General features: G+C 56.3%; 24 protein-coding genes. 11 read left to right on the top strand and 13 right to left on the bottom strand.

Annotated elements, in window-relative coordinates; translation table 11 throughout:
* Nucleotides 1-38 precede the first annotated feature (38 nt).
* The 5 genes from IEX01_RS14470 to cpxP all read right to left on the bottom strand — a co-directional run bounded on the left by IEX01_RS14470 (nt 39) and on the right by cpxP (nt 4,938).
* Entirely contained in the window at nt 39-803 is a 765-nt protein-coding gene (locus tag IEX01_RS14470; RefSeq protein WP_188724074.1) for a CDP-diacylglycerol diphosphatase, read from the bottom strand.
* Between the two features lie 180 nt (nt 804-983).
* Nucleotides 984-1,973, bottom strand: a complete 990-nt coding sequence (locus IEX01_RS14465) for a sulfate ABC transporter substrate-binding protein (protein WP_024557901.1) — start codon at nt 1,971-1,973, stop codon at nt 984-986.
* A 145-nt stretch (nt 1,974-2,118) separates the two neighbouring features.
* Nucleotides 2,119-3,081: a 6-phosphofructokinase gene (gene pfkA / locus IEX01_RS14460; RefSeq protein WP_188724073.1), complete on the bottom strand. Its 963-nt coding sequence runs from the start codon at nt 3,079-3,081 to the stop codon at nt 2,119-2,121.
* A gap of 181 nt (nt 3,082-3,262) precedes the next feature.
* The gene (gene fieF, locus IEX01_RS14455) at nt 3,263-4,168 is read right to left on the bottom strand and encodes a CDF family cation-efflux transporter FieF (RefSeq protein ID WP_024557899.1); all 906 of its coding nucleotides are present in this window, start codon (nt 4,166-4,168) and stop codon (nt 3,263-3,265) included.
* Nucleotides 4,169-4,428: 260 nt separating this feature from the next.
* Entirely contained in the window at nt 4,429-4,938 is a 510-nt protein-coding gene (gene cpxP, locus IEX01_RS14450; protein ID WP_024557898.1) for a cell-envelope stress modulator CpxP, read from the bottom strand.
* Between the two features lie 150 nt (nt 4,939-5,088).
* Here cpxP and cpxR point away from each other — a divergent pair, with 150 nt between their 5' ends.
* The 3 genes from cpxR to trmL all read left to right on the top strand — a co-directional run bounded on the left by cpxR (nt 5,089) and on the right by trmL (nt 7,756).
* Nucleotides 5,089-5,787 (top strand): envelope stress response regulator transcription factor CpxR, encoded by a 699-nt coding sequence (cpxR, locus tag IEX01_RS14445; protein ID WP_024557897.1) that lies wholly within the window; start codon nt 5,089-5,091, stop codon nt 5,785-5,787.
* Nucleotides 5,784-7,157 (top strand): envelope stress sensor histidine kinase CpxA, encoded by a 1,374-nt coding sequence (cpxA, locus tag IEX01_RS14440; protein ID WP_024557896.1) that lies wholly within the window; start codon nt 5,784-5,786, stop codon nt 7,155-7,157. Before cpxR ends, cpxA begins: the two co-directional genes overlap by 4 nt.
* 125 nt (nt 7,158-7,282) lie before the next feature.
* Nucleotides 7,283-7,756, top strand: coding sequence for a tRNA (uridine(34)/cytosine(34)/5-carboxymethylaminomethyluridine(34)-2'-O)-methyltransferase TrmL (trmL, locus tag IEX01_RS14435; RefSeq protein WP_024557895.1), 474 nt, complete (start codon nt 7,283-7,285; stop codon nt 7,754-7,756).
* A gap of 46 nt (nt 7,757-7,802) precedes the next feature.
* Here trmL and cysE read toward each other — a convergent pair whose 3' ends face one another.
* The 5 genes from cysE to IEX01_RS14410 form a co-directional block, all read right to left on the bottom strand.
* Nucleotides 7,803-8,624 (bottom strand): serine O-acetyltransferase, encoded by an 822-nt coding sequence (gene cysE / locus IEX01_RS14430; protein ID WP_024557894.1) that lies wholly within the window; start codon nt 8,622-8,624, stop codon nt 7,803-7,805.
* A gap of 73 nt (nt 8,625-8,697) precedes the next feature.
* Entirely contained in the window at nt 8,698-9,717 is a 1,020-nt protein-coding gene (gpsA, locus tag IEX01_RS14425; RefSeq protein WP_024557893.1) for an NAD(P)H-dependent glycerol-3-phosphate dehydrogenase, read from the bottom strand.
* The gene (secB, locus tag IEX01_RS14420; protein ID WP_024557892.1) at nt 9,717-10,184 is read right to left on the bottom strand and encodes a protein-export chaperone SecB; all 468 of its coding nucleotides are present in this window, start codon (nt 10,182-10,184) and stop codon (nt 9,717-9,719) included. The genes gpsA and secB overlap by 1 nt, the downstream gene beginning before the upstream one ends.
* A gap of 53 nt (nt 10,185-10,237) precedes the next feature.
* Nucleotides 10,238-10,489 carry a glutaredoxin 3 gene (gene grxC / locus IEX01_RS14415; RefSeq protein ID WP_024557891.1) on the bottom strand — a complete coding sequence of 84 codons (252 nt, stop codon included), beginning with the start codon at nt 10,487-10,489 and terminating at the stop codon, nt 10,238-10,240.
* 18 nt (nt 10,490-10,507) lie between these two features.
* The gene (locus IEX01_RS14410; RefSeq protein WP_024557890.1) at nt 10,508-10,939 is read right to left on the bottom strand and encodes a rhodanese-like domain-containing protein; all 432 of its coding nucleotides are present in this window, start codon (nt 10,937-10,939) and stop codon (nt 10,508-10,510) included.
* A 247-nt stretch (nt 10,940-11,186) separates the two neighbouring features.
* On the opposite strand from IEX01_RS14410, the gene gpmM reads away from it, so the two are divergent.
* The 3 genes from gpmM to IEX01_RS14395 are packed head-to-tail and all read left to right on the top strand — an operon-like array spanning nt 11,187 to nt 14,969.
* On the top strand, nt 11,187-12,734 hold the full coding sequence (gpmM, locus tag IEX01_RS14405) for a 2,3-bisphosphoglycerate-independent phosphoglycerate mutase (protein WP_188724072.1): 1,548 nt from the start codon (nt 11,187-11,189) through the stop codon (nt 12,732-12,734).
* A 33-nt stretch (nt 12,735-12,767) separates the two neighbouring features.
* Nucleotides 12,768-14,027, top strand: coding sequence for a murein hydrolase activator EnvC (envC, locus tag IEX01_RS14400; RefSeq protein ID WP_229701862.1), 1,260 nt, complete (start codon nt 12,768-12,770; stop codon nt 14,025-14,027).
* Nucleotides 14,028-14,030: 3 nt separating this feature from the next.
* Nucleotides 14,031-14,969 carry a divergent polysaccharide deacetylase family protein gene (locus IEX01_RS14395; protein ID WP_024557887.1) on the top strand — a complete coding sequence of 313 codons (939 nt, stop codon included), beginning with the start codon at nt 14,031-14,033 and terminating at the stop codon, nt 14,967-14,969.
* 29 nt (nt 14,970-14,998) lie between these two features.
* Here IEX01_RS14395 and IEX01_RS14390 read toward each other — a convergent pair whose 3' ends face one another.
* From IEX01_RS14390 to kbl, 3 genes are all read right to left on the bottom strand, one after another.
* The gene (locus tag IEX01_RS14390) at nt 14,999-15,796 is read right to left on the bottom strand and encodes a glycosyltransferase family 2 protein (protein ID WP_188724071.1); all 798 of its coding nucleotides are present in this window, start codon (nt 15,794-15,796) and stop codon (nt 14,999-15,001) included.
* Nucleotides 15,797-15,943: 147 nt separating this feature from the next.
* A complete protein-coding gene (gene tdh, locus IEX01_RS14385; RefSeq protein ID WP_024557885.1) occupies nt 15,944-16,972 on the bottom strand; it encodes an L-threonine 3-dehydrogenase in 1,029 nt (342 codons plus the stop codon).
* A gap of 9 nt (nt 16,973-16,981) precedes the next feature.
* Nucleotides 16,982-18,178 (bottom strand): glycine C-acetyltransferase, encoded by a 1,197-nt coding sequence (kbl, locus tag IEX01_RS14380; protein WP_024560057.1) that lies wholly within the window; start codon nt 18,176-18,178, stop codon nt 16,982-16,984.
* Between the two features lie 228 nt (nt 18,179-18,406).
* Between kbl and rfaD the strand changes: the two genes are divergently transcribed.
* From rfaD to IEX01_RS14355, 5 genes are read left to right on the top strand one after another with little or no spacing between them, the layout of a single operon-like run.
* Entirely contained in the window at nt 18,407-19,339 is a 933-nt protein-coding gene (gene rfaD, locus IEX01_RS14375) for an ADP-glyceromanno-heptose 6-epimerase (RefSeq protein ID WP_024551577.1), read from the top strand.
* A gap of 12 nt (nt 19,340-19,351) precedes the next feature.
* Nucleotides 19,352-20,398 carry an ADP-heptose--LPS heptosyltransferase RfaF gene (rfaF, locus tag IEX01_RS14370; protein WP_188724070.1) on the top strand — a complete coding sequence of 349 codons (1,047 nt, stop codon included), beginning with the start codon at nt 19,352-19,354 and terminating at the stop codon, nt 20,396-20,398.
* Between the two features lie 3 nt (nt 20,399-20,401).
* Complete coding sequence (rfaC, locus tag IEX01_RS14365) at nt 20,402-21,403, top strand: lipopolysaccharide heptosyltransferase RfaC (RefSeq protein WP_024557882.1); 1,002 nt, start codon at nt 20,402-20,404, stop codon at nt 21,401-21,403.
* Nucleotides 21,396-22,499, top strand: coding sequence for a putative lipopolysaccharide heptosyltransferase III (gene rfaQ / locus IEX01_RS14360; protein ID WP_188724069.1), 1,104 nt, complete (start codon nt 21,396-21,398; stop codon nt 22,497-22,499). Before rfaC ends, rfaQ begins: the two co-directional genes overlap by 8 nt.
* Nucleotides 22,496-23,605: a glycosyltransferase family 4 protein gene (locus IEX01_RS14355; protein ID WP_024557880.1), complete on the top strand. Its 1,110-nt coding sequence runs from the start codon at nt 22,496-22,498 to the stop codon at nt 23,603-23,605. Before rfaQ ends, IEX01_RS14355 begins: the two co-directional genes overlap by 4 nt.

Here is a 23,605-nt window from a genome sequence, read left to right as displayed (position 1 = left end):
GCAAGTTTACACTGCCGCACTGCTAAGTAAACGCGGCTTTACCCCTGAGAATTGAGGATGCCGCAGTCGTGATCCTGAATCTCTTCCGCCGAAGCCAGGTTGAAGTCGAGCAGGTTGCGCGCCGTCGCCAGCAAGATAAACGAGCCATCGTTTTGCTTCGCCACCGCCAGCGCGTAACGCCCCATATGGCCTCGCGCCTGCGGCACCTCTTCTGCCAGCATCATAAACGGGCTGCGCCTTGAAAGTTCTGGCTCCGTCACGCGCCGCGCCAGGTAATCGTGGCCGCGCAGGCCGCCGGGAAAAGGTTGCCACTGGCTGCTTATCTGGTGAACGCTCTCATTGAGACGCTGGCGCACGTCCGGGCGCAGGCAAGAGATATGAATATGCAGATGGTTTTGCGTGCGCCCCAGCCGGGAGTTTATGGTCAGGGATATCGCTTCATCCGGCACTTTCTCGCCGCGTTTTTCACTGATGAAACGTCGCGCCTGCCAGGCTTGCCAGAAAAAATCCGGCGTTCTCGCCTCAAGCAGCAGCGGGCTTTCCATACCGTTGATGCGATAGGTTGGCAACAATAAATACTGGAGCGGCCCGTTGCGGTCTTTCAGCACCGCATAGCCATCTGCAAGATTGACCTGCGCGCAGGGAGCCGGATTATTTTCGCGCTGCTGATGGGGTACGCACTGTGCGGTCACAATATGCCGCAGCACGTCGGGGTTACCAGGTTTGAAATGATGCCAGGCCAGCGCAGCCCCTGCTGCCAGTAAGGCAAAGAGCACGCCGGTGACGTACAGCGTTCGCTTCATGCTTCGTCCTTTTTCTTTTTAAGAGTGAGAGCGTAGCGCAAAAAAGTCGCAGGCATGAGCGAAATAAACGTTTAAGGCGGCCATTGAGGGTTTAACGGGGCGTAGGGCAAGAAAAAGCGGGTAGCGCCACGCTTACCCGCCTTGTTTTCTGGATTGCCACCTCCCTGTGGCCCGTGATGCTTAGCGTTTACTGATCTGATCGAAAGTGCCGCCGTTAGCGAAGTGCGCTTTCTGCGCTTTTGTCCAGCCACCGAAGACATCATCAATGGTGAACAGCTTCAGTTTCGGGAATTCATTTTCATACTTCTTCGCTACCGCCGGATCACGCGGGCGATAGAAGTTTTTCGCCGCAATTTCCTGGCCTTCCGGCGAGTAGAGGTATTTCAGGTAAGCCTCCGCCACCGCTTTGGTGCCTTTTTTATCGACCACTTTATCCACGACGGAAACGGTCGGTTCAGCAAGGATAGACTCGCTCGGCGTGACGATTTCAAACTTATCTTTACCCAGCTCGTTGGCCGCCAGCAGCGCTTCGTTCTCCCAGGCGATCAGCACATCGCCAATGCCACGTTCGACGAAGGTGTTCGTTGAACCACGCGCGCCGGAGTCGAGCACTTCAACGTTTTTATAGAGCGCTTTGACGAAATCCTGCGCTTTGGCCTGATCGCCGTTGTTCTGATGCAGGGCATAGCCCCATGCAGCCAGATAGTTCCAGCGAGCGCCGCCGGAGCTTTTCGGGTTCGGCGTAATCACCGATACGCCCGGCTTAATCAGGTCGTTCCAGTCGTGGATCTGTTTCGGGTTGCCCTTACGCACCAGGAAAACGATGGTAGAGGTGTAAGGCGCCGAGTTGTCCGGCAGACGCTGGATCCAGTTTTTATCGATGCGGCCACGTTCTGCGATGGCGTCTACGTCATAGGCCAGCGCGAGAGTCACCACATCCGCCTCGATACCGTTAATTACCGAGGTCGCCTGTTTGCCGGAACCGCCGTGCGACTGCCGAATAGTGACGTTATCGCCGGTTTCTTGCTTCCAGTGCGCGCTGAACGCTTTGTTATAAGCGTCGTACAGTTCACGAGTTGGGTCGTAGGAGACGTTTAATAACTGGATATCCTTCGCCAGTACGCTCGTCGACGCCAACAGTAATGTTAACCCTACTCCCCACTTGTTCATCGCACGTTCTCTCAAAAGTTATGTTGTGATGAAAAGAGCGTGCCAGAAAGCGCTGCGTTGATTAAAGAATAAAAAAAGATTGGCTATAACTGCGAGGAATATCACAAAGAAAAAGAAAGCCGGGTTTCCCCGGCTTTTTACTAACTTAGTAGAGCTTTTTGGCGCACTCCAGCCAGTCGCCTTTGAACGGACGCTTCATATTTTCGATAGCGTCGATGATGTCGTGATGCACCATCTTCTCGTTCTGAATGCCCACGCAGCGGCCGCCGTGGCCCTGCAACAGCAGTTCGATAGCGTAAGCGCCCATGCGGGAAGCCAGGATACGGTCGTAAGGCACCGGAGAGCCGCCGCGCTGAATATGGCCCAGCACGGTAGCGCGGGTTTCGCGCTTCGTTTCTGATTCAATATACTTCGCCAGTTCGTCGATATCGCAGATATGCTCGGTGATGGCGACGATAGCGTGTTTTTTGCCTTTCGCGATGCCGGCTTTGATTTCCGCTACCAGATCTTCACGGTTGAATTCCACTTCCGGCAACACGATAAACTCGCAGCCGCCCGCAATGGCTGCCGCCAGCGTCAGGTCGCCGCAGTAACGGCCCATCACTTCTACAATGGAGATACGCTGGTGAGAAGAAGAGGTATCGCGCAGGCGGTCAATCGCTTCAACAACGGTATGCAGCGCGGTGAAGTAGCCGATAGTGTAATCCGTGCCCGCTACGTCGTTATCGATAGTGCCCGGCAGGCCGATGCACGGGAAGCCCATTTCGGTCAGGCGCTTGGCGCCCATGTAGGAGCCGTCGCCGCCAATGACCACCAGCGCATCAATGCCGCGTTTTTTCATGTTTTCGATAGCCACGGCGCGGATGCGCTCTTCACGGAACTCCGGAAAACGCGCAGAGCCCAGGAAGGTGCCACCGCGGTTGATCATGTCGGAAACGCTGTAGCGGTCGAGCTGAACCATACGGTCTTCATACAGGCCCAGGTAGCCATCATAAATGCCGAATACTTCCAGCCCTTCTGTTAAAGCCGCACGGACCACGCCACGAATAGCAGCGTTCATGCCCGGCGCATCACCGCCACTCGTCAACACACCGATTTTCTTAATCATGACTACCTCTGAACGTAGAATACAAAATGAATTCTGTTGCCGAATACCGCCGCGCTCAGGCGAAACGGCCGACCATGCTGCAAATAGTAACTTAAGCGTTTCCTGCTGAATTGATTCAGGTCAGGCCACAGGATACTGACTTTTACCAAAAATGGCTGCGCCTGAGGGCGTTAACAGCGGTTTACTTAAGTTCAAACTGCCCCTGCTGCGGCTGGGGTACTACCGAGCAAGGATCCTGGTGAATAATCACATCTGACCCCGGAAAATGCGTCAGAATCGCCTGTTCCACCTGTTCAGCAACCAAATGCGCCTGAACAAGCGGCAAATTATCTTCCATTTCCAGATGAAGTTGAATAAAGCGGGTCGGCCCTGACTGCCGCGTGCGAAGATCGTGCGCTCCTCTGACGCCGGGCCAGGAGGAGACGATATCAATGATTGCCTGACGTTCGTTATCAGGTAAAGCGCGATCCAGCAAAGACTGCACCGCCTCGTACCCCATTCGTAAGGCACTATACAAAATATAGATGCCAATACCGAGCGCGAACAACGAATCGGCACGGTGCCAGCCATACCACGACAGCGCCAGCGCAACCAGAATCGCGCCGTTCATCATAACATCAGACTGATAGTGAAGCATATCCGCGCGTACCGCCTGGCTGCGGGTTTTACGCACAACCCAGCGCTGGAACGTCACCAGCAACAATGTGCTAACGAGCGCGATAAGGGTGACGACCATCCCCACGCCCGGTTCGTTCATAGGCTCCGGCTGCGCCAGATGCTGGATGCTGGTTAAAAAGAGGAACAGGGCGGATCCGGAAATAAACATGCTTTGCGCCAGCGCCGCCAGAGACTCCGCTTTCCCATGGCCGAAGGTATGTTCTTCATCCGCAGGCTGCAGGGAATAGCGCACCACCAGCAGGTTAGTGAGCGAGGCGGCGATATCCACAAGCGAATCCACAAGCGCCGCCAGAATGCTGACAGAACCGGTATACCACCAGGCGAAAATTTTGATGATCAGCAGCAGCGAAGCCATGACCGTGGCGGCGACAGCGGCCCGGTTTACCAGTTGCGCATAATTATGAACCATAACGACTCCAGCACCTTAAGCGGCAAGTATAACGGATAGCCTTGCACACAAAGGTGAAAAAAAGCGCACTGCAGTACGTCTGTTCTCGCGAAGGAAAAAGACCATTCTTGCTGTATTTTCATCTATGACGCACGGCCGCCGCTATCTTTTCTGAACTTAACAGGTTAAGCCCATGGCGGGTGCGGAAAAAAGACAAAAAAAACCCCCTCGTCATGAGGGGGAAGACAGGGATGGTGTCTATGGCAAGGAAAACAGGGTTGTTACTGGTTACTACGGGTACTGCTACTAAAAATGTCAGGTGGCGTGTCGGGCCTGTGGACCTGCGCCACTTCACGAAGCTGTCGCATACGTTGCTTATGCTTCTCATTTAAAACCGCTTGCTGCTCGGGCGTTAACAGGCGGAACATCTGGTTTCGCACCTTCGCCATTTCGACCTGGCGGACGACCTGTTCCTGCGCCATCTTTTCTGCCTGAGCGCGCACAGCGTTTTCATCAAAATTTTCTGCGGTCACCAGCCTGTGCATGGTGTCCATTTCACTAACATTAACAGGGGGCTGCTCGTGCCTCGCCTGCTGCATCAGGTCCCGCATTTGCTGACGCTGTTGCTCTGTCAGGTTGATGCCGTCAAACATATGGCTCTGCACACTATTACGTTGTGAAAGCGCTTCAGCCGGATGCCAGTTATCGCCGTTTACGACTTCAGCAGCCTGGCTGGCCAAGGCACCTAACGCCAGTGTTGAGGCCATGACGGCAGTAGTAACTTTGCGCATCACTGACTCCTGAAAAACTTGTGTGCTGCGATTCCACGAAAATGAGTCTACGATTTGGGCTGCAAACAAGCGTCAGGGGGTGTAAAACAACGTAAAGTCATGGATTAGCGAGCCTTGATGACGTAATTTCTGCCTCGGAGGTACTTAACAATGAATAAAATTTTGTTAGTTGATGATGACCGCGAGCTGACTTCCCTGTTAAAGGAATTGCTCGACATGGAAGGCTTTAACGTACTCGTTGCCCATGACGGGGAGCAGGCGCTCGACCTCCTGGATGACAGCATTGACCTGCTTTTGCTTGACGTAATGATGCCGAAAAAAAATGGTATCGATACGCTTAAAGAATTGCGCCAGACTCACCAGACTCCCGTTATTATGCTCACCGCCCGAGGCAGCGAGCTGGACCGCGTGCTGGGCCTTGAACTCGGCGCCGATGACTATCTCCCTAAACCGTTTAATGACCGCGAACTGGTCGCACGCATCCGCGCTATTTTGCGCCGCTCGCACTGGAGCGAGCAGCAGCAAAACAGCGACAGCGGCTCGCCGACGCTGGAAGTTGACGCGTTAAGCCTCAATCCTGGACGCCAGGAGGCGAGTTTCGACGGCCAGACCCTGGAGCTGACCGGCACCGAATTTACCCTGCTCTACCTGCTGGCTCAGCATTTGGGCCAGGTGGTTTCGCGCGAACATTTAAGCCAGGAAGTGCTTGGCAAGCGCCTGACGCCGTTCGACCGCGCCATTGATATGCATATCTCCAACCTGCGCCGCAAATTGCCGGATCGCAAAGATGGTCATCCCTGGTTTAAAACCTTGCGCGGTCGCGGCTACCTGATGGTGGCGACTTCATGATAGGCAGCCTTACCGCCCGCATCTTCGCCATTTTCTGGTTAACGCTGGCGCTGGTATTGATGCTGGTATTGATGCTGCCAAAGCTGGACACCCGTCAGATGACGGAACTGCTGGAAAGCGAACAGCGTCAGGGCGTAATGATTGAGCAGCATGTTGAAGCCGAGCTGGAAAACGACCCGCCGAACGATCTGATGTGGTGGCGCCGTCTTTTTCGCGCCATCGATAAATGGGCGCCGCCGGGGCAGCGCCTGTTGCTGGTGACCAGCGAAGGTCGCGTTATCGGCGCAGAACGCAATGAAATGCAGATAATTCGCAACTTTATTGGTCAGTCTGATAACGCCGATCACCCGCAAAAGAAAAAATATGGCCGCGTTGAGCTGGTTGGGCCGTTTTCGGTGCGCGATGGCGAAGATAACTATCAGCTTTACCTCATTCGCCCGGCAAGCAGTTCGCAATCTGACTTTATTAATCTGCTGTTCGACAGGCCGTTGCTGCTGCTTATCGTGACGATGCTGGTGAGCGCGCCGCTGTTGTTATGGCTCGCCTGGAGCCTGGCACGCCCGGCCCGCAAGCTTAAAAACGCAGCCGACGAAGTAGCCCGCGGCAACCTGCGGCAGCATCCGGAGCTCGAAGCAGGCCCGCAGGAATTTATCGCTGCGGGGGCCAGCTTTAACCAGATGGTCACGGCGCTGGAGCGCATGATGACGACCCAACAGCGCCTGCTTTCCGATATCTCGCACGAACTGCGTACGCCGCTCACGCGCCTGCAGCTTGGCACCGCCCTATTGCGCCGTCGCAGCGGCGAAAGCAAAGAGCTGGAGCGCATAGAGACTGAAGCCCAGCGGCTTGACAGCATGATTAACGATCTGCTGGTGATGTCGCGTAATCAGCAGAAGAACGCGCTGGTTAGCGAAACCATGAAGGCGAATCAGCTCTGGAATGAAGTGCTTGATAATGCGGCGTTTGAAGCTGAACAGATGGGTAAAACGTTTGAAGTGACCTATCCGCCAGGACCCTGGCCGCTTTATGGCAACCCAAACGCGCTGGAAAGCGCGCTGGAAAATATTGTCCGCAACGCGCTGCGCTACTCGCACACCAAGATTGCCGTGGCGTTTTCGGTAGATAAACAGGGCATCACCATTAACGTTGACGATGACGGCCCTGGCGTCAGCCCCGAAGACAGAGAGCAAATCTTCCGGCCGTTCTACCGTACCGATGAGGCGCGCGACCGTGAATCTGGCGGTACCGGGCTGGGTCTGGCGATTGTCGAAACGGCGATTCAGCAGCATCGCGGCTGGGTGAAAGCGGACGACAGCCCGCTTGGCGGCTTGCGTCTGACGCTCTGGCTGCCGCTCTACCAACGATCCTGAGACGCGGCTCCCTCGCAAAGCCGGGAGGGAGCCATCAGTCTTTGCCTTTGAAGAAAGTGGTGCCGGCGCGTGTGTCTCCCATCCGCCAATTCTGTTATTCTGCGCCCCTCGTAAAGGGGAGTTGTATGCTGAATATCGTCTTGTTTGAACCTGAAATCCCACCTAATACCGGCAACATTATCCGCCTGTGCGCCAATACCGGCTTTCGGTTGCATATTATTGAGCCGATGGGGTTTACCTGGGATGACAAACGCCTGCGCCGCGCCGGACTGGACTATCATGAATTTACCGCCGTCACCCGCCATCACGATTATGCCGCGTTTCTCGAAGCGGAAAAGCCGCAGCGCCTGTTTGCCTTAACAACCAAGGGCACCCCTGCGCATAGCGCGGTGAGCTATCAGGCAGGCGATTATCTGCTGTTTGGTCCGGAAACACGCGGGCTCCCCGCAACGATTCTCGACGCGCTGCCGAAAGAGCAAAAAATTCGCATTCCGATGATGCCGGACAGCCGCAGCATGAATCTGTCGAATTCGGTTTCGGTAGTAGTCTATGAAGCGTGGCGTCAGATGGGATATCCGGGCGCGGTTTTACGCAGCTAGCCGGTAAAGATGAGCGCCTTTTCTTTCAGGCGCTCAGAACTGAATTTCAAATACCGTCGCCGTATTCAAAACCGTGGTTGATACCATTGAAATGCTGATCCATATCCATGGACGGTTTATCGCTTTCTGGTTTACCCACAATACGCGCCGGCACGCCTGCCGCCGTGGTGTGGGGTGGAACAGGTTGCAGCACGACTGAACCTGCGCCGATTTTCGCGCCGCGGCCCACCTCGATATTACCGAGAATTTTCGCGCCTGCGCCAATCATTACCCCTTCGCGGATTTTCGGATGGCGATCGCCGGTGGTTTTACCCGTACCGCCGAGCGTGACGGATTGCAGAATGGAGACATCATCTTCCACTACCGCCGTTTCGCCGATCACAATGCCTGTCGCGTGGTCGAGCATGATGCCGCGGCCAATTTTCGCTGCGGGGTGGATATCCACCTGGAAAGAAACCGATACCTGGTTTTGCAGGAAAATCGCCAGCGCCTGGCGTCCCTGGTTCCACAACCAGTGGCCGATGCGGTAAGCCTGAAGGGCGTGAAAGCCTTTAAGATAAAGCAGCGGCGTTGAGTATTTATCTACCGCCGGATCGCGAGTGCGGACAGCCTGAATATCACAGGCGGCGGAGGCGATCATTTCCGGGTCGGCGGCATACGCTTCTTCCACCACTTCACGAATGGCGATAGCAGGCATAATGGGCGAAGCCAGTTTGTTGGCGAGCATGTAGCTCAGGGCGCTGCCGAGATTTTCATGCTTGAGCAAGGTAGCATGATAGAAACTGGCCAACATCGGCTCACAGTCAGCAAGCGCACGCGCTTCGGCTTTGATGTTATTCCAGACCAGACCCAGTTCTTCACACGGCATTGCTTTCTCCAGACAAACAAACGGCGGCCGGTAAGCTATGTTACCGGCGCGCTTTATAATTACGGACGTTCCGTCAGTGACTGCTTCGCTCATCCTTGCGCGCACGACCCAGCAGCGTTAATGCTGCCTCGCGAGCATTTTTTCCGCAATACAATACCTGATAAATTTCCTCGGTTATTGGCATTTCGACGCCATAGCGGGCCGCCAGTTCACGCACCTCTTTGGTATTGCGATAACCTTCGACCACCTGACCGATCTGCGCCTGCGCGCCTTGCACGTCCATCCCCTGGCCGAGCATCATGCCGAAACGGCGGTTGCGTGACTGGTTGTCGGTACAGGTCAGCACCAGGTCGCCCAGACCAGCCATACCCATAAAGGTGCTCGGGTCTGCACCTAACGCCTCGCCCAGACGGGTCATTTCCGCCAGACCGCGCGTAATAAGCGCCGTGCGCGCATTCGCCCCAAAGCCGATGCCGTCAGACATCCCGGCGCCGATAGCGATGACGTTCTTCACCGCGCCGCCCAATTGCACGCCGATAAAATCGGTGTTGATGTAAACGCGGAAGCTTTTACCGCAGTGCAGCAGCTCTTGCAGATCGTTTGCAAAAGCGTCATCGGTAGAAGCGAGAGAAATGGCGGTTGGCAACCCTGCGGCCAGCTCCTTCGCAAAGGTCGGCCCGGAAATCACCGCCAGCGGAATGTCGTCGCCGAGCGCTTCGCGTGCGACATCCTGCAACAGACGCCCTGTTTCCGCTTCCAGCCCTTTAGTTGCCCATACCAGACGGGCATCCGGGCGCATCAACGGTTTTATCTGACGCAGAACCTGATCAAAGACATGGCTTGGCACCACCACCAGAATATTGCGGCTGGCGGCCAGCGCGGCGGCCAGGTCGCTTTCAGGATGGAGCGTATCAGGAAAAGGCACATCAGGGAGGAAAGCCGCGTTGCAGCGCTCTGCCTGCAGCGTAGCGATGTGATCCGGGTTATGGCCCCACAGCACAACGTGGTGGCCGTTCCTCGCCAGGGTGATGGCGAGAGCGGTGCCGTACGAGCCGGCACCGATCACTGTCATTGACGCATTAATGGTGTTCATCAGGCATCCTGATGGTCTTGCGCACCTTCGCCAGCCTGCTGCTGTAAATAATTCATGAACAGCGCATCGAAGTTAACCGGCGCGAGGTTCAGCTGCGGGAAAGTGCCGCGGGAAACGAGGTTGGTGATGCACTCGCGGGCGTACGGGAACAGGATGTTCGGGCAGTAGGCACCGAGGCAATGCGCCATCTGCGTACCTTCAATGCCGCCTACGGAGAAGATGCCCGCCTGCTGCACTTCACACAGGAAAGCGGTTTCTTCGCCAAGCGTAGCCGTTACCGTGACGCGCAGCACCACTTCAAACACATCGTCAGCCAGCTGGCTGGAAGCGGTATCCAGATCCAGTTTGACTTCCGGCTGCCAGTCTTTCTGAAACACGTGCGGGGCATTGGGTGCTTCAAAAGAGATATCCTTGGTATAAACACGTTGAATCTGAAAGGTCATTTCAGTGTTGTTTTGTTCTGACATGAGTGAACCCTTTTACGTTATGTCCTTAAAATTGCCGTCACGGCTAAAACGCATCAGCGCAGAAGCGGATCGAGTCCACCACGTGCGTCCAGTGCATACAAGTCATCGCAGCCGCCGATGTGCTGCGCGTCAATAAAAATCTGTGGCACGGTAGTGCGTCCGCTGCGCTTAATCATCTCTTCGCGCTTTGCGGCATCGCCATCAATAGGCAACTCGATAAAAGTCACTCCCTTGCTGGTCAGCAGCGCCTTTGCACGGTGGCAGTAAGGACAGGTGGCTTTGGTGTACATTTCAATGTTGGCCATGACGTTACCTCTTGTAAGTTATTTACCACGCACCAGCGGCAGATTTTCGCCGCTCCAGCCCGCTACGCCCTCTTTCAGCACGTAGACCTGCTCGAAGCCTGCTTTGTTCAGCAACGAAGCGGATTCCTGGGCCGCCATTCCGCTGGCGTCAGTGACGATAATCGGTTTAGCTTTATGCTTTTCCAGTTCGCCAACGTTGCCGGCTTTAATCTCGTTCGGCAGCACATTAACGGCGCCGGAGATGTGCCCTTTGCGGAAGTCGTCGCGCTGGCGAATATCCACCACCACAGCATCTTCTTTATTGATTAAACGTGTGGCTTCACCACGGGTGATGACCTTCACTTTGGAGGTCAGCCCTTTGAAAGTGGTGTAAATCACCGCCGCCAGTAACGCAATCCACGCGATACTAAGTATGGGGTGACGGCTAACGAATTGCATAATTTCTTGCATGGGGGGTACGGACTCCCGATGTGAGTGAAAAAAAAATCAGGTGAGGAGTATACCTGCGCGTTGTGGCAATTACAGCCAGTGGAAGAGAGGTTCTGCGTTTTCTGCGGCGCGTTACGAAAAAAATGGCAAAAAGCGCCGAAAAGCGCTCGCCGACCGGCCCTTTTCTTTGATCTCCTGCGGCTATCTGGCGCGTTGCGGTGTAGTAAAGTTACGCCAATTTTTGTCTTTAGCGTATGAGGTTGTCACAATGTCGGGTTCTAAAAAACCAATGGTGCTGGTGATTCTGGATGGCTACGGCTACCGTGAAGATCAGCAGGATAACGCTATTTTTAACGCCAAAACGCCGGTGATGGACGCGTTGTGGGCCACTCGCCCGCATACGCTTATCGACGCCTCCGGGCTGGAAGTGGGCTTGCCGGACCGCCAGATGGGCAACTCTGAAGTCGGTCACGTTAATCTCGGGGCGGGCCGCATCGTTTATCAGGATTTAACCCGTCTCGACGTTGAAATTAAAGAACGTACTTTCTTCAGCAACCCGGTGCTGACCGGTGCGGTGGATAAAGCTGTCGCCGCAGGCAAAGCGGTGCATATTATGGGTCTGCTCTCGGCAGGCGGCGTGCACAGCCATGAAGATCATATTATGGCGATGGCGGAGCTTGCCGCCGCGCGCGGCGCAGAGAAAATTTTCCTGCACGCCTTCCTGGACGGACGCGATACGCCGCCGCGCAGCGCTGAATCCTCCCTGAAAGCGTTTGAAGCGAAATTCGCCTCGCTGGGCAAAGGTCGCGTAGCGACGATTATTGGTCGTTACTTTGCAATGGATCGCGATAATCGCTGGGAGCGCGTTGAGCTGGCGTATGACCTGCTGACTCAGGCACAGGGCGAGTATCAGGCGGAAAGCGCGGTGGCGGGACTGGCGGCGGCTTACGCCCGCGACGAAAACGACGAATTTGTTAAACCAACCGTCATCCGCAAAGCAGGCGATTGCGATTCCGCCATGGAAGATGGCGATGCGCTGATTTTCATGAACTTCCGCGCCGACCGCGCCCGCCAAATCACCCGTGCGTTTGTAAACGCTAACTTCGACGGTTTCGCCCGTAAAAAAGTGGTTAAATTCAGCGAGTTTGTCATGCTCACCGAGTACGCAGCGGATATCAAAACCGCCTGCGCCTATCCTCCCGCTTCCCTTGCCAATACCTTTGGCGAATGGATGGCTAAGCATAACAAAACGCAGTTGCGTATCTCTGAAACGGAAAAATATGCGCACGTTACCTTCTTCTTTAACGGCGGCGTGGAAGAACCGTTCCCGGGCGAAGATCGCACGCTGATTAATTCACCGAAAGTCGCCACCTATGACCTGCAACCGGAAATGAGCTCCGCAGAGCTGACTGAAAAGCTGGTCGCGGCCATCAAGAGCGGCAACTACGACGCCATCATCTGTAACTACCCGAACGGCGACATGGTCGGGCATACCGGCGTATTCGACGCCACCGTGCAGGCCGTAGAAGCGCTGGACCGCTGCATCGCGCAGGTGACTGACGCTGTCAGCTCCGCAGGTGGCCAGTTGCTAATTACTGCTGACCACGGCAATGCCGAGCAGATGCGCGACCCGTCTACCGGCCAGGCGCATACGGCGCACACAAACCTGCCGGTGCCGCTGATTTACGTTGGCGATAAGCACTTGAAAGCAGTGGAAGGCGGTAAGCTTTCCGATATCGCGCCGACCATGCTCGCCCTGATGGGTATGGAAATCCCGCAAGAGATGACTGGCAAGCCGCTGTTCATCGTGGAATAATCCCTCCCCATGAGGGGAAAGGCGATTTTTTCAATAACATGGGCCGCACAGCCGAAACGGCATTCGCTGCGGTCTCTGATCTACGCCAGCGCGCTCAGCGCTGGCGTATTGTTATGTCCGCTTTCCGCCCACGCGGATGACCGCGATCAACTTAAATCCATTCAGCAGGATATCGCCGCCAAAGAGCGCGCGGTACGCCAGCAGCAGCAGCAACGCGCTAAGCTGCTCGCCCAGTTAAAAGAGCAGGAGCAGGCGATTGCCGCCGCAGCCCGCAAACTGCGTGAAACGCAAAGCACCCTGACGCAGCTCAATCGCCAGATTGACGAGATGAACGCCTCCATAGCGAAACTCGAACAGCAAAAAGCCTCGCAGGAACGCAACCTGGCGGCCCAGCTTGACGCTTCGTTCCGTCAGGGCCAGCACAGCGGTTTACAGATGATCCTGAGCGGTGAGGAGAGCCAGCGCGGTCAGCGGCTGCAGGCCTATTTCGGCTATCTTAACGAGGCGCGTCAGGAGACTATCGCGCAGCTAAAGCAAACCCGCGAAGAGGTCGCCTCGCAAAAAGCGGAGCTGGAAGAGAAGCAGACCCAGCAGCAAACGCTGCTTTATGAGCAGCAGGCGCAGCAGGCGAAGCTTGAACAGGCGCGCAACGAGCGTAAAAAGACGCTGTCAGGGCTGGAGTCTTCTATACAGCAGGGTCAGGCGCAGCTGAGCGAATTGCGACAGAACGAATCGCGCCTGCGCGATCGCCTCGCCCGCGCTGAAGCGGCGGCCCGCGCCCGGGCAGAAAAAGAGGCGCGCGAAGCAGAACAGGTGCGAAGCCGCCAGCAAGAAGCCTCCCGTAAAGGCACGACCTACAAGCCCTCTGAAAGCGAGCGCTCACTTATGGCGCGTACGGGCGGTCTCGGCTCCCCCAATGGCCAGGCGTTCTGGCCGGTTCGCGGCCCGTTGCTGCATCGCTATGGCGAACAGTTACAGGGTGAGCTACGGTGGAAGGGTATCGTTATTGGCGCGTCGGAAGGCACGGAAGTGAAAGCTGTGGCGGACGGGCGCGTTATCCTTGCCGACTGGCTTCAGGGCTACGGCCTGGTGGTCGTGGTGGAGCACGGCAAAGGCGATATGAGCCTTTATGGCTATAACCAGAGCGCGCTGGTGAGCGTGGGCGCCCAGGTGCGCGCCGGCCAGCCTATCGCGCTGGTCGGTAGCAGCGGCGGTCAGGGCCGACCTTCGCTCTATTTTGAAATTCGTCGCCAGGGTCAGGCAGTCAATCCACAACCGTGGTTGGGAAGATAAGTTTTGCTTTATTTGCGTCGTCTCGTTGTTGCTTTTGCCAGTACGCTGGCGCTCGTCGCTCCGGTTTACGCCGGTAAACTCGCCCTCGTTATCGATGACTTCGGTTATCGTCCCCATAATGAAAATCAGGTTCTGGCGCTGCCGCCTGCCGTTTCCGTCGCCGTCTTACCAAACGCGCCTCACGCCCGTGAAATGGCGACCAAAGCGCATAACGACGGCCACGAAGTATTAATTCATCTGCCCATGGCGCCGCTCAGCAAGCAGCCGCTGGAAAAAGATACGCTGCGCCCCGAAATGAGCAGCGATGAGATCGACCGCATCGTCCGGGAGGCGGTAAATAAAGTGCCCTATGCGGTGGGAATGAACAACCATATGGGCAGCGCGATGACCTCCAGCCTCTTTGGCATGCAGAAAGTGATGCAGGCGCTGGGGCGCTATAACCTTTACTTTCTCGACAGCATGACCATTGGCAACAGCCAGTCGATGCGCGCCGCCGCAGGCACGGGCGTGAAAGTCATCAAACGCAAGGTCTTTCTCGACGATTCGCAAAACGAGGCGGATATTCGCTTTCAGTTTAACCGGGCGATAGCCGTTGCCCGGCGCAGCGGCTCGGCCATTGCTATCGGGCATCCGCACCCGACTACCGTGCGGGTGCTGCAACAAATGGTTTATAACCTGCCGCCGGACATCACGCTGGTGCGCCCGAGCAGCCTGCTTAATGAGCCGCAGACGGATACATCAACGCCTAATCTCACGCCCCCTGGCCAGTCCGCGCCGAGAAACCCTTTCCGCGGCGTGAAGTTATGCAAGCCTAAGCATCCGCCAGAGCCGATTTACGCCACGCGCTTCTTTAGCGTGATTAGCGAAAGCGTCAGCCAGAGCAATGTAGTGGCTTATTTCCGACACCAGTGGCAAGGCTGGGGACAAATTAAAGCAAATTAAAAAAAGACCAGCTTATGCTGGTCTTTTTTTTAGCGAATAAATTGAGAATCGGAAGCCGTTTTTACCCTGGCGCTTTTTTTATCGTGCGCGTACCAGGCTTTGAAATATTTAAGAAAACTGTAAAAAGTCGCATACAGCCCGGTCACCAGGCCAACTTTCCCTTCGCGCCACGCGCCGCTAAACAGATACCATTTAAAAAAGGCGCCGATAGCGCTTATCACCCCGCGCCAGAGCGAAGGTTTAACATATTTATATTTTACCAGTCGGCTGGTATAGCCGTTTAGCTTGTTAAAAACTTCATGGATAGAGTAAAACGTGTCGTGGCGAACATAACCGGGTATTTTCACGGTCTCAATATTTCCTTCCACTTTATCATCCACCGGGCGATCGTTAAAACGCGCCTGACGCCGGTTAAAGAGGCGTACGGGATAATCGGGAGAAGATACAGGATATATTGTTTTTACCGGTTGGCCTAATACATGCCAGTAACGGGAAATACGCCAGGCTTTATCAGGCGAAGGCGTTTCACCTGCCTTAAGCGCGAGAATGAAATCCACGGTTTCCCGGTCAAGAATTTCATCGCTATCCATACACAACACCCAGTCATTCTTGGCAAGATCAACAGCATAATTCATTTGCTGACCATGCATGGCGTAAGGATGTTTATGGGGCGAGATGTCATATTCCCGACATATTTCCACCGTTTCATCAGTGCTGCCGGAGTCAAGCACTACGATTTCGTCAGCAACGATTATTAAAGGAGGCAATACCTCACGCAATAAGCGGGCTGAATTATGAGTGAGCAGACAGACGGATAGCTTAAACATAGTTTTAACAAAGTTAAACAAAGCCTGAACAGACTATATTAAGCAATTTCCTAAAAAGCGATGCTGATTTTGTGCGATTACGGATGGGTTGTGATAGGGGTCATAATTAACGCTAAAAAAGCGCCCGCAGGCGCTTTGTCATAATAATTACTTATTCCAGTTAAGGATTACCTTACCCGATTGTCCGGAGCGCATCGCATCGAAGCCTTTCTGGAAATCATCAATGGAATAGTGATGGGTGATAATCGGCGTCAGGTCGAGACCGGACTGGATCAGCGCCGCCATCTTGTACCAGGTTTCAAACATCTCGCGTCCATAGATGCCTTTGATGAAGAGTCCCTTAAAGATGACCTTATTCCAGTCGATAGCCATATCCGAAGGCGGAATGCCCAGCATGGCGATACGACCGCCGTGGTTCATGGTATCCAGCATTGTACGAAACGCCGGCGGCGCGCCAGACATTTCAAGGCCCACGTCGAACCCTTCGGTCATGCCCAGCTCATCCATCACATCTTTCAGGTTTTCCCGAGAGACGTTTACCGCCCGCGTTACGCCCATCTTGCGGGCCAGCTCAAGGCGATAGTCATTCACATCCGTGATGACAACATGGCGCGCGCCAACGTGCTTCGCGACAGCGGCAGCCATGATGCCAATCGGGCCTGCGCCAGACACCAGCACATCCTCGCCCACCAGGTCAAAGGAAAGCGCAGTATGCACCGCGTTGCCGAACGGGTCGAAAATCGACGCCAGGTCGTCAGAAATGTTGTCCGGGATCTTGAACGCATTAAAAGCCGGAATCACCAGATATTCAGCAAAGCAGCCCGGGCGGTTTACGCCTACACCCACGGTGTTGCGACACAGATGCGTGCGCCCGCCGCGACAGTTACGGCAATGGCCACAGGTAATATGCCCTTCGCCGGAAACGCGGTCGCCAATTTCGAAGCCTCTTACTTCCTGGCCGATGCCGACCACTTCACCGACATATTCATGCCCCACCACCATCGGCACCGGAATGGTCTTCTGCGACCACTCATCCCAGTTATAGATATGCACATCGGTGCCGCAGATAGCGGTTTTACGGATTTTGATCAGCAGATCGTTATGACCCATCTCCGGCTTCGGCGCATCGGTCATCCAGATGCCTTCTTCCGCTTTCAGTTTCGCTAATGCTTTCATCTCACATCCTCAGGCAATCACGCCAAGCTGTTTACCGATGCGGGTGAAAGCTTCCACCGCGCGCTCAATCTGTTCCGGCGAATGCGCCGCCGACATCTGGGTGCGAATACGCGCCTGCCCTTTCGGCACAACCGGATAGAAGAAACCGGTCACGTAAATGCCCTCTTTTTGCAGTTCGCGGGCGAAATTTTGCGCCACGACCGCATCACCGAGCATCACCGGAATAATGGCGTGGTCGGCGCCCGCCAGCGTGAACCCCGCCGCGGTCATTTTTTCGCGGAACAGGCGCGCATTAGCCCACAGGCGCTCGCGCAGCTCCGCGCCGGATTCCAGCATCTCCAGCACCTTGATGGAGGCGGCGACGATAGCGGGAGCGAGCGAGTTAGAAAACAGATAAGGGCGAGAACGCTGGCGCAGCCACTCCACCACCTCTTTACGCGCAGCGGTATAGCCGCCGGATGCGCCGCCCAGCGCCTTGCCGAGCGTCCCGGTGATAATGTCCACGCGGCCCATCACGTCGCAGTATTCATGCGTGCCACGGCCATTCGCGCCGACAAAACCCACCGCGTGGGAGTCATCGACCATCACCAGCGCGTCATATTTATCCGCCAGATCGCACACGCCTTTCAGGTTGGCGATAACGCCGTCCATGGAAAAAACGCCGTCAGTTGCGATAAGAATATGGCGAGCACCCGCTTCGCGCGCCTCTTTCAGGCGTGCCTCCAGCTCCTGCATATCGTTGTTGGCGTAACGGTAACGCTTCGCCTTGCACAGGCGCACGCCGTCAATAATGGAGGCGTGGTTCAGCGCATCCGAAATGATGGCGTCTTCCGCGCCGAGCAGTGTCTCAAATAGCCCGCCGTTGGCGTCGAAGCAGGAAGAGTAAAGAATGGCGTCTTCCATACCGAGGAACGCAGCCAGTTTGTTTTCCAGCTGCTTGTGGCTGTCCTGCGTGCCGCAGATAAAGCGCACGGAAGCCATGCCGAAACCGTGCGTATCCATGCCCTGCTTCGCAGCGTCGATAAGCGCCGGATGGTTGGCGAGGCCAAGATAGTTATTGGCGCAGAAGTTAATAACATGGCTGCCATCCGCCACCGTGATATCTGCCTGTTGGGCAGAAGTAATGATGCGTTCTTCTTTAAACAACCCTTCCGAGCGGGCGTTTTCCAGCTCGGTAGTTAACTGTTGGTAAAAATTCCCTCGCATTGCGATTCTCCAGGCAGGGGCCAATTCGGCACATATTATTACCCAAAGCTTCCCAAACAGACGAGACGACGATTCAGGGATTCTTCGTTTTGCAGCATAAATCACGCTTGGCGTCGCATCGCGGCGGCGGATAAAACAGGGGATGGCTGAAGGGCACCCGATGTGATGGTATGATTAGAACCATTCATGCCGGAGATTGTGCCCGGCTCACTTTTGAAGGACAGGATTATGATCATTGTTACCGGCGGCGCCGGCTTTATCGGCAGCAACATTATCAAGGCCCTGAATGATATCGGCCGTACCGACATCCTGGTGGTCGACAACCTGAAAGACGGCACCAAGTTTGCGAACCTGGTGGATCTGAACATCGAAGACTACATGGATAAAGAAGACTTCCTGATTCAGGTCATGGCAGGCGAAGAGTTCGGCGACATCGACGCCGTTTTCCATGAAGGCGCCTGCTCCTCCACCACCGAGTGGGACGGCAAGTACATGATGGATAACAACTATCAGTACTCCAAAGAGCTTCTCCACTACTGCCTTGAGCGTCAGATCCCTTTCCTGTACGCCTCTTCCGCCGCGACTTACGGCGGTCGCACCAGCGATTTCAAAGAATCCCGCGAGTTTGAACAGCCGCTCAACGTTTACGGCTATTCCAAATTCCTTTTTGACGAATATGTGCGCAAAATCCTGCCGGAAGCGGATTCACAAATCGTAGGTTTCCGCTATTTCAATGTCTACGGACCACGTGAAAACCACAAAGGCAGCATGGCCAGCGTGGCGTATCATCTGAACACCCAGCTGAACGCCGGTGAAAATCCGAAATTGTTTGAAGGCAGCGACAACTTTAAGCGCGATTTTATCTACGTAGGCGACGTCGCCGCTGTGAACCTCTGGTTCTGGCAGAACGGCGTATCCGGCATTTTTAACTGCGGCACCGGCCGTGCGGAATCTTTCCAGGCGGTGGCGGACGCCACGCTCGCTTTCCATAAGAAAGGCAGCATTGAGTACATCCCGTTCCCGGATAAGCTGAAAGGGCGCTACCAGGCGTTCACGCAGGCGGACCTGACCAACCTGCGCGCTGCGGGCTATGACAAGCCGTTTAAAACCGTTGCCGAAGGGGTAACAGAATATATGGCCTGGCTGAACCGCGATGCATAAGCAGGTTAATGCATGAAGATACTGGTGATCGGCCCGTCATGGGTGGGCGACATGATGATGTCGCAAAGTCTTTACCGCACGCTCCGGGCGCGCTATCCCCAGGCGATAATCGATGTGATGGCACCCGCGTGGTGCCGTCCGCTTTTATCGCGTATGCCGGAAGTCAACGACGCGATCCCGATGCCGCTCGGCCACGGCGCGCTGGCGCTGGCGGAAAGACGCAAGCTAGGTCAAAGCCTGCGCGAGCGGCGTTACGACCGCGCTTATGTGCTTCCTAACTCCTTTAAATCCGCCCTTGTGCCCTTTTTTGCCGGTATCCCTCAGCGCACCGGCTGGCGTGGCGAAATGCGCTACGGCCTGCTGAACGATGCGCGCGTACTTGATAAACAAGCCTGGCCGCTGATGGTGGAGCGCTACGTGGCGCTGGCTTATGACAAAGGCGTGATGCAGTCGGCAAAAGATCTGCCGCAGCCGTTGCTGTGGCCGCAGCTTCAGGTAAACGAAGGCGAGAAGGCGCAAACCTGCGCCGCGTTTTCGCTTTCTGCCGAGCGCGCCATTATCGGTTTTTGTCCGGGCGCGGAGTTCGGGCCGGCCAAGCGCTGGCCGCATTATCACTATGCGGAACTGGCGAAGCAGTTGATTGACGAGGGGTATCAGGTGGTGCTGTTCGGCTCCGCGAAAGACCACGAAGCGGGTAATGAAATCCTCGCCTCGTTAAGCGTCGAACAGCAGGCCTGGTGCCGCAACCTGGCGGGCGAGACCCAGCTTGAGCAGGCCGTGGTGCTGATTGCCGCCTGCAAAGCGGTGGTGACGAACGACTCGGGTTTGATGCACGTCGCGGCGGCCCTGAACCGCCCGTTAGTGGCGCTTTACGGCCCCAGCAGCCCTGATTTTACGCCGCCGCTGTCGCACAAGGCGAAGGTCATTCGCCTGATCACTGGCTATCACAAAGTGCGCAAAGGCGAGGCAGCGGAAGGTTATCACCAGAGCCTGATCGATATTACCCCTGCCCGCGTGCTTGAAGCGCTAAACGCGCTGCTGCTGGACGAGGAAGCCTGACGGATGCGGGTGCTTATCGTTAAAACGTCTTCGATGGGCGATGTGCTGCACACGCTGCCTGCGCTGACGGACGCCATGCGCGCTATTCCTGGCATCCGTTTCGACTGGGTGGTAGAAGAAGGCTTTGCGCAAATTCCCGCCTGGCATGCGGCGGTAGAGCGTGTTTTGCCGGTGGCTATTCGCCGCTGGCGCAAAGACTGGTTTTCCGCGCCGGTAAAAGCCGAGCGTCGCGCGTTTCGCGAAGCGCTGCAGGCGGTGCATTACGATGCGGTTATCGATGCCCAGGGGCTTATCAAAAGCGCCGCGCTGGTGACGCGTCTGGCCCATGGCGTCAAGCATGGCATGGACTGGCGCAGCGCGCGCGAGCCGCTCGCGAGCCTTTTTTACCGCAAGCGACATCCTGTTGAAAAACAGCAGCACGCCGTTGAGCGCACGCGAGAGCTGTTCGCCAAAAGCCTGGGTTACGTGAAACCGCAAACCAAAGGCGATTACGCCATCGCTCAGCATTTTTTACATCATTTGCCTGCCGATGCAGGCCGTTATGTGGTGTTTTTACATGCCACCACGCGCGACGATAAACACTGGCCGGAGAGCCACTGGCGGCAACTGATTGCGCTAATGGCGCCGACAGGGCTGCGCATCAAGCTGCCGTGGGGCGCGCCGCATGAGGAAGCGCGGGCCAGGCGCCTGGCCGACGGCGCAAGTCTGGTCGAGGTGCTGCCGCGCATGAGCCTTGAGCAAATTGCTCACGTGCTGGCGGGCGCTCGCGCAGTGGTTTCCGTTGATACAGGGTTAAGCCATCTGACCGCCGCGCTGGACAGGCCTAACGTCACGTTGTACGGCCCGACTGACCCCGGGCTGATTGGCGGCTACGGGCAAAACCAGCACACCTGCAAGCCTGAGCACTCTCAACAACTCAACGATCTGAGCGCGGAGGCGGTTTTCGCCGCCGTTGCGCCATTGCTTGGCAACAAGCCTTTTGAATCCGGTGATGTCCATGGCTGAATTTTTTACCCCCGAGCGCCCGCCACGTCGGGTGCTGATTATTAAGCTGCGCCACCATGGCGATGTCCTGTTGACCTCGCCGATGTTCACCGTGCTGAAAAAAGCGTGGCCGGATGTGGAAGTGGATGCGCTGGTTTATGACGACACGCAGGCGATGCTCACCAGTCACCCTTATATCGACCAGGTGCATACCATCGGGCGCAACTGGCGCAAGCAGGGCTATTTTAAACAGTTCAGCCTTTATCGCGGCCTGGTGAAAACGCTAAAAGCGCGCGAGTATGACGTGCTGATTAACCTTACCGAACACTGGCACGGCGCACGGCTCGCACGCCGTCTCAAACCGCGTATTTCGGTGGGCTTTCGTCCCGACAAGCGCACCGGCCTGGCGCGCTGGCGATGGGTTAACGCCTTTACCACGCTTTACCCGGCGATACAGGACAACACCCGTCATATGGTGGAGGTCAACCTCGACGCGCTGCGCCGTATCGGCATTCATCCTGCCACCAGCGACGACAAGCGCACGCTGTTTGTGCCGGGTGAAGAAGCGGAAGCGTTTGTTCAGGAGCGCCTGAAAGCGTTCGGCCTGACCAGCGGGACGTATATTCTTGTTCATCCCACTTCGCGCTGGATGTTTAAATCCTGGGATATCAAAAGCCTTGCGGCCACGGTGGACGCGCTTGCCAGCCGGGGGCTGCCGGTTATTCTCTCTGCCGCGCCGTCGCGTGAAGAGACGGAGTATATGGATAAACTGCGCGCTGCGATTACCCAGCCGGTGTTCGATCTCAGCGGCAAACTGAACCTTAAGCAGCTTGGCGCGCTAATGAAGCACGCCCGCGTTTATTTCGGCGTCGATTCGATGCCAATGCACCTGGCGAGCGCCGTAGGTACGCCGACGGTCGCCATTTTCGGCCCTACCGGGGCGATTAAATGGGCGCCCTGGGGCGTACCGCATCGCGTTATTACGGCTGGCTTTACCTGCCAGCCGTGCGGCAAAGATGGTTGCGGCGGCAGCGGCGTTTCCGACTGCATCATGGCCATTACGCCGCAGCAGGTGCTGAGCGCTATCGATACCCTGCTGCTGGAAAGCAAACCATGAAGCTTGCAATCGTTCGCCAGACCTACAACCCCAACGGCGGGGCCGAGCGTTTTGTTTCGCGCGCGCTGAACGTGCTGTCGCAAAGCGGCGAGCTGGACGTCACGTTAATAGCCCGCCAGTGGGAAGACGCCGCAGGCTGGCAGACGCTGACCGTAAATCCGCCGTTTCGCAATCGCCAGTCGCGTGAAGAGGGATTTGCCCGCGAAGCGGCGAAGCGCTTTTCGCAATTCGACATAGTGCAAAGCCACGAACGCATTCCGGGCGCCACTCTCTTTCGCGCCGGCGACGGCGTGCATGCCGCCTGGCTTGAACAGTACAGCCGTATCCTTTCGCCGCTGCGCCGCTGGGCGCAGGCCTTCAGCGCTTACCACCGCTACATTTTGCAGGCGGAGCGTGAGATGTTTACTCATCCGCAGTTGCGCAAGGTTATCTGTAATTCCAGGCTGGTGCGGGACGATATCGCCCGTCGCTTTGGGCTGGGCGCTGAAAAGCTTACGGTAATTTATAACGGCGTCGACACCGCCGCTTTTCACCCGGACGTGCAACGTTTTTCGCAGCGTGAAACCTGGGGAATACCGGCGCAGGCGCCCGTGCTGGCTTATGTTGGCTCCGGTTTCACCCGTAAAGGGGTCGCCGTGGCGCTCAAGGCTATCGCCGCGCATCCGTCCGTCTGGCTGGTCGTTGCGGGCCGCGACAAACATGCGAAGCGTTTTGAGGCGCTGGCGGCGAAACTTGGCGTGGCGGAGCGGGTAAAATTTCTCGGCCCGGTCGCCGACGTTAAGCAGGTCTATGGCAGCGCCGATGCGCTCATTCTGCCCACGCTTTACGATCCCTTTCCGAACGTTTGCGTGGAAGCGCTGGCCTGCGGGCTGCCGCTGCTGACCAGTACCCAGTGCGGCGCGGCGGAATGGATTGAAGAAGGCAAAAACGGCTGGGTGCGCGATGCGCTGGATGTAGACGGCTATCGCGAGGCTATCTCGCTTTGGCTGGCGGGCCGCGCACGCGGCGAAAATTATCGTCAGGCGGCACGCCATACCGCCGAGCCTTTTACGCTCGACCGCATGGCGCAGGAGTTAAACGCGCTGTACCGCGAACTGCTGGGCTAG

This window comes from Franconibacter daqui (assembly GCF_014644275.1).
GTDB lineage: Bacteria > Pseudomonadota > Gammaproteobacteria > Enterobacterales > Enterobacteriaceae > Franconibacter > Franconibacter pulveris.
This window is presented reverse-complemented; position numbering and strand designations above follow the sequence as displayed.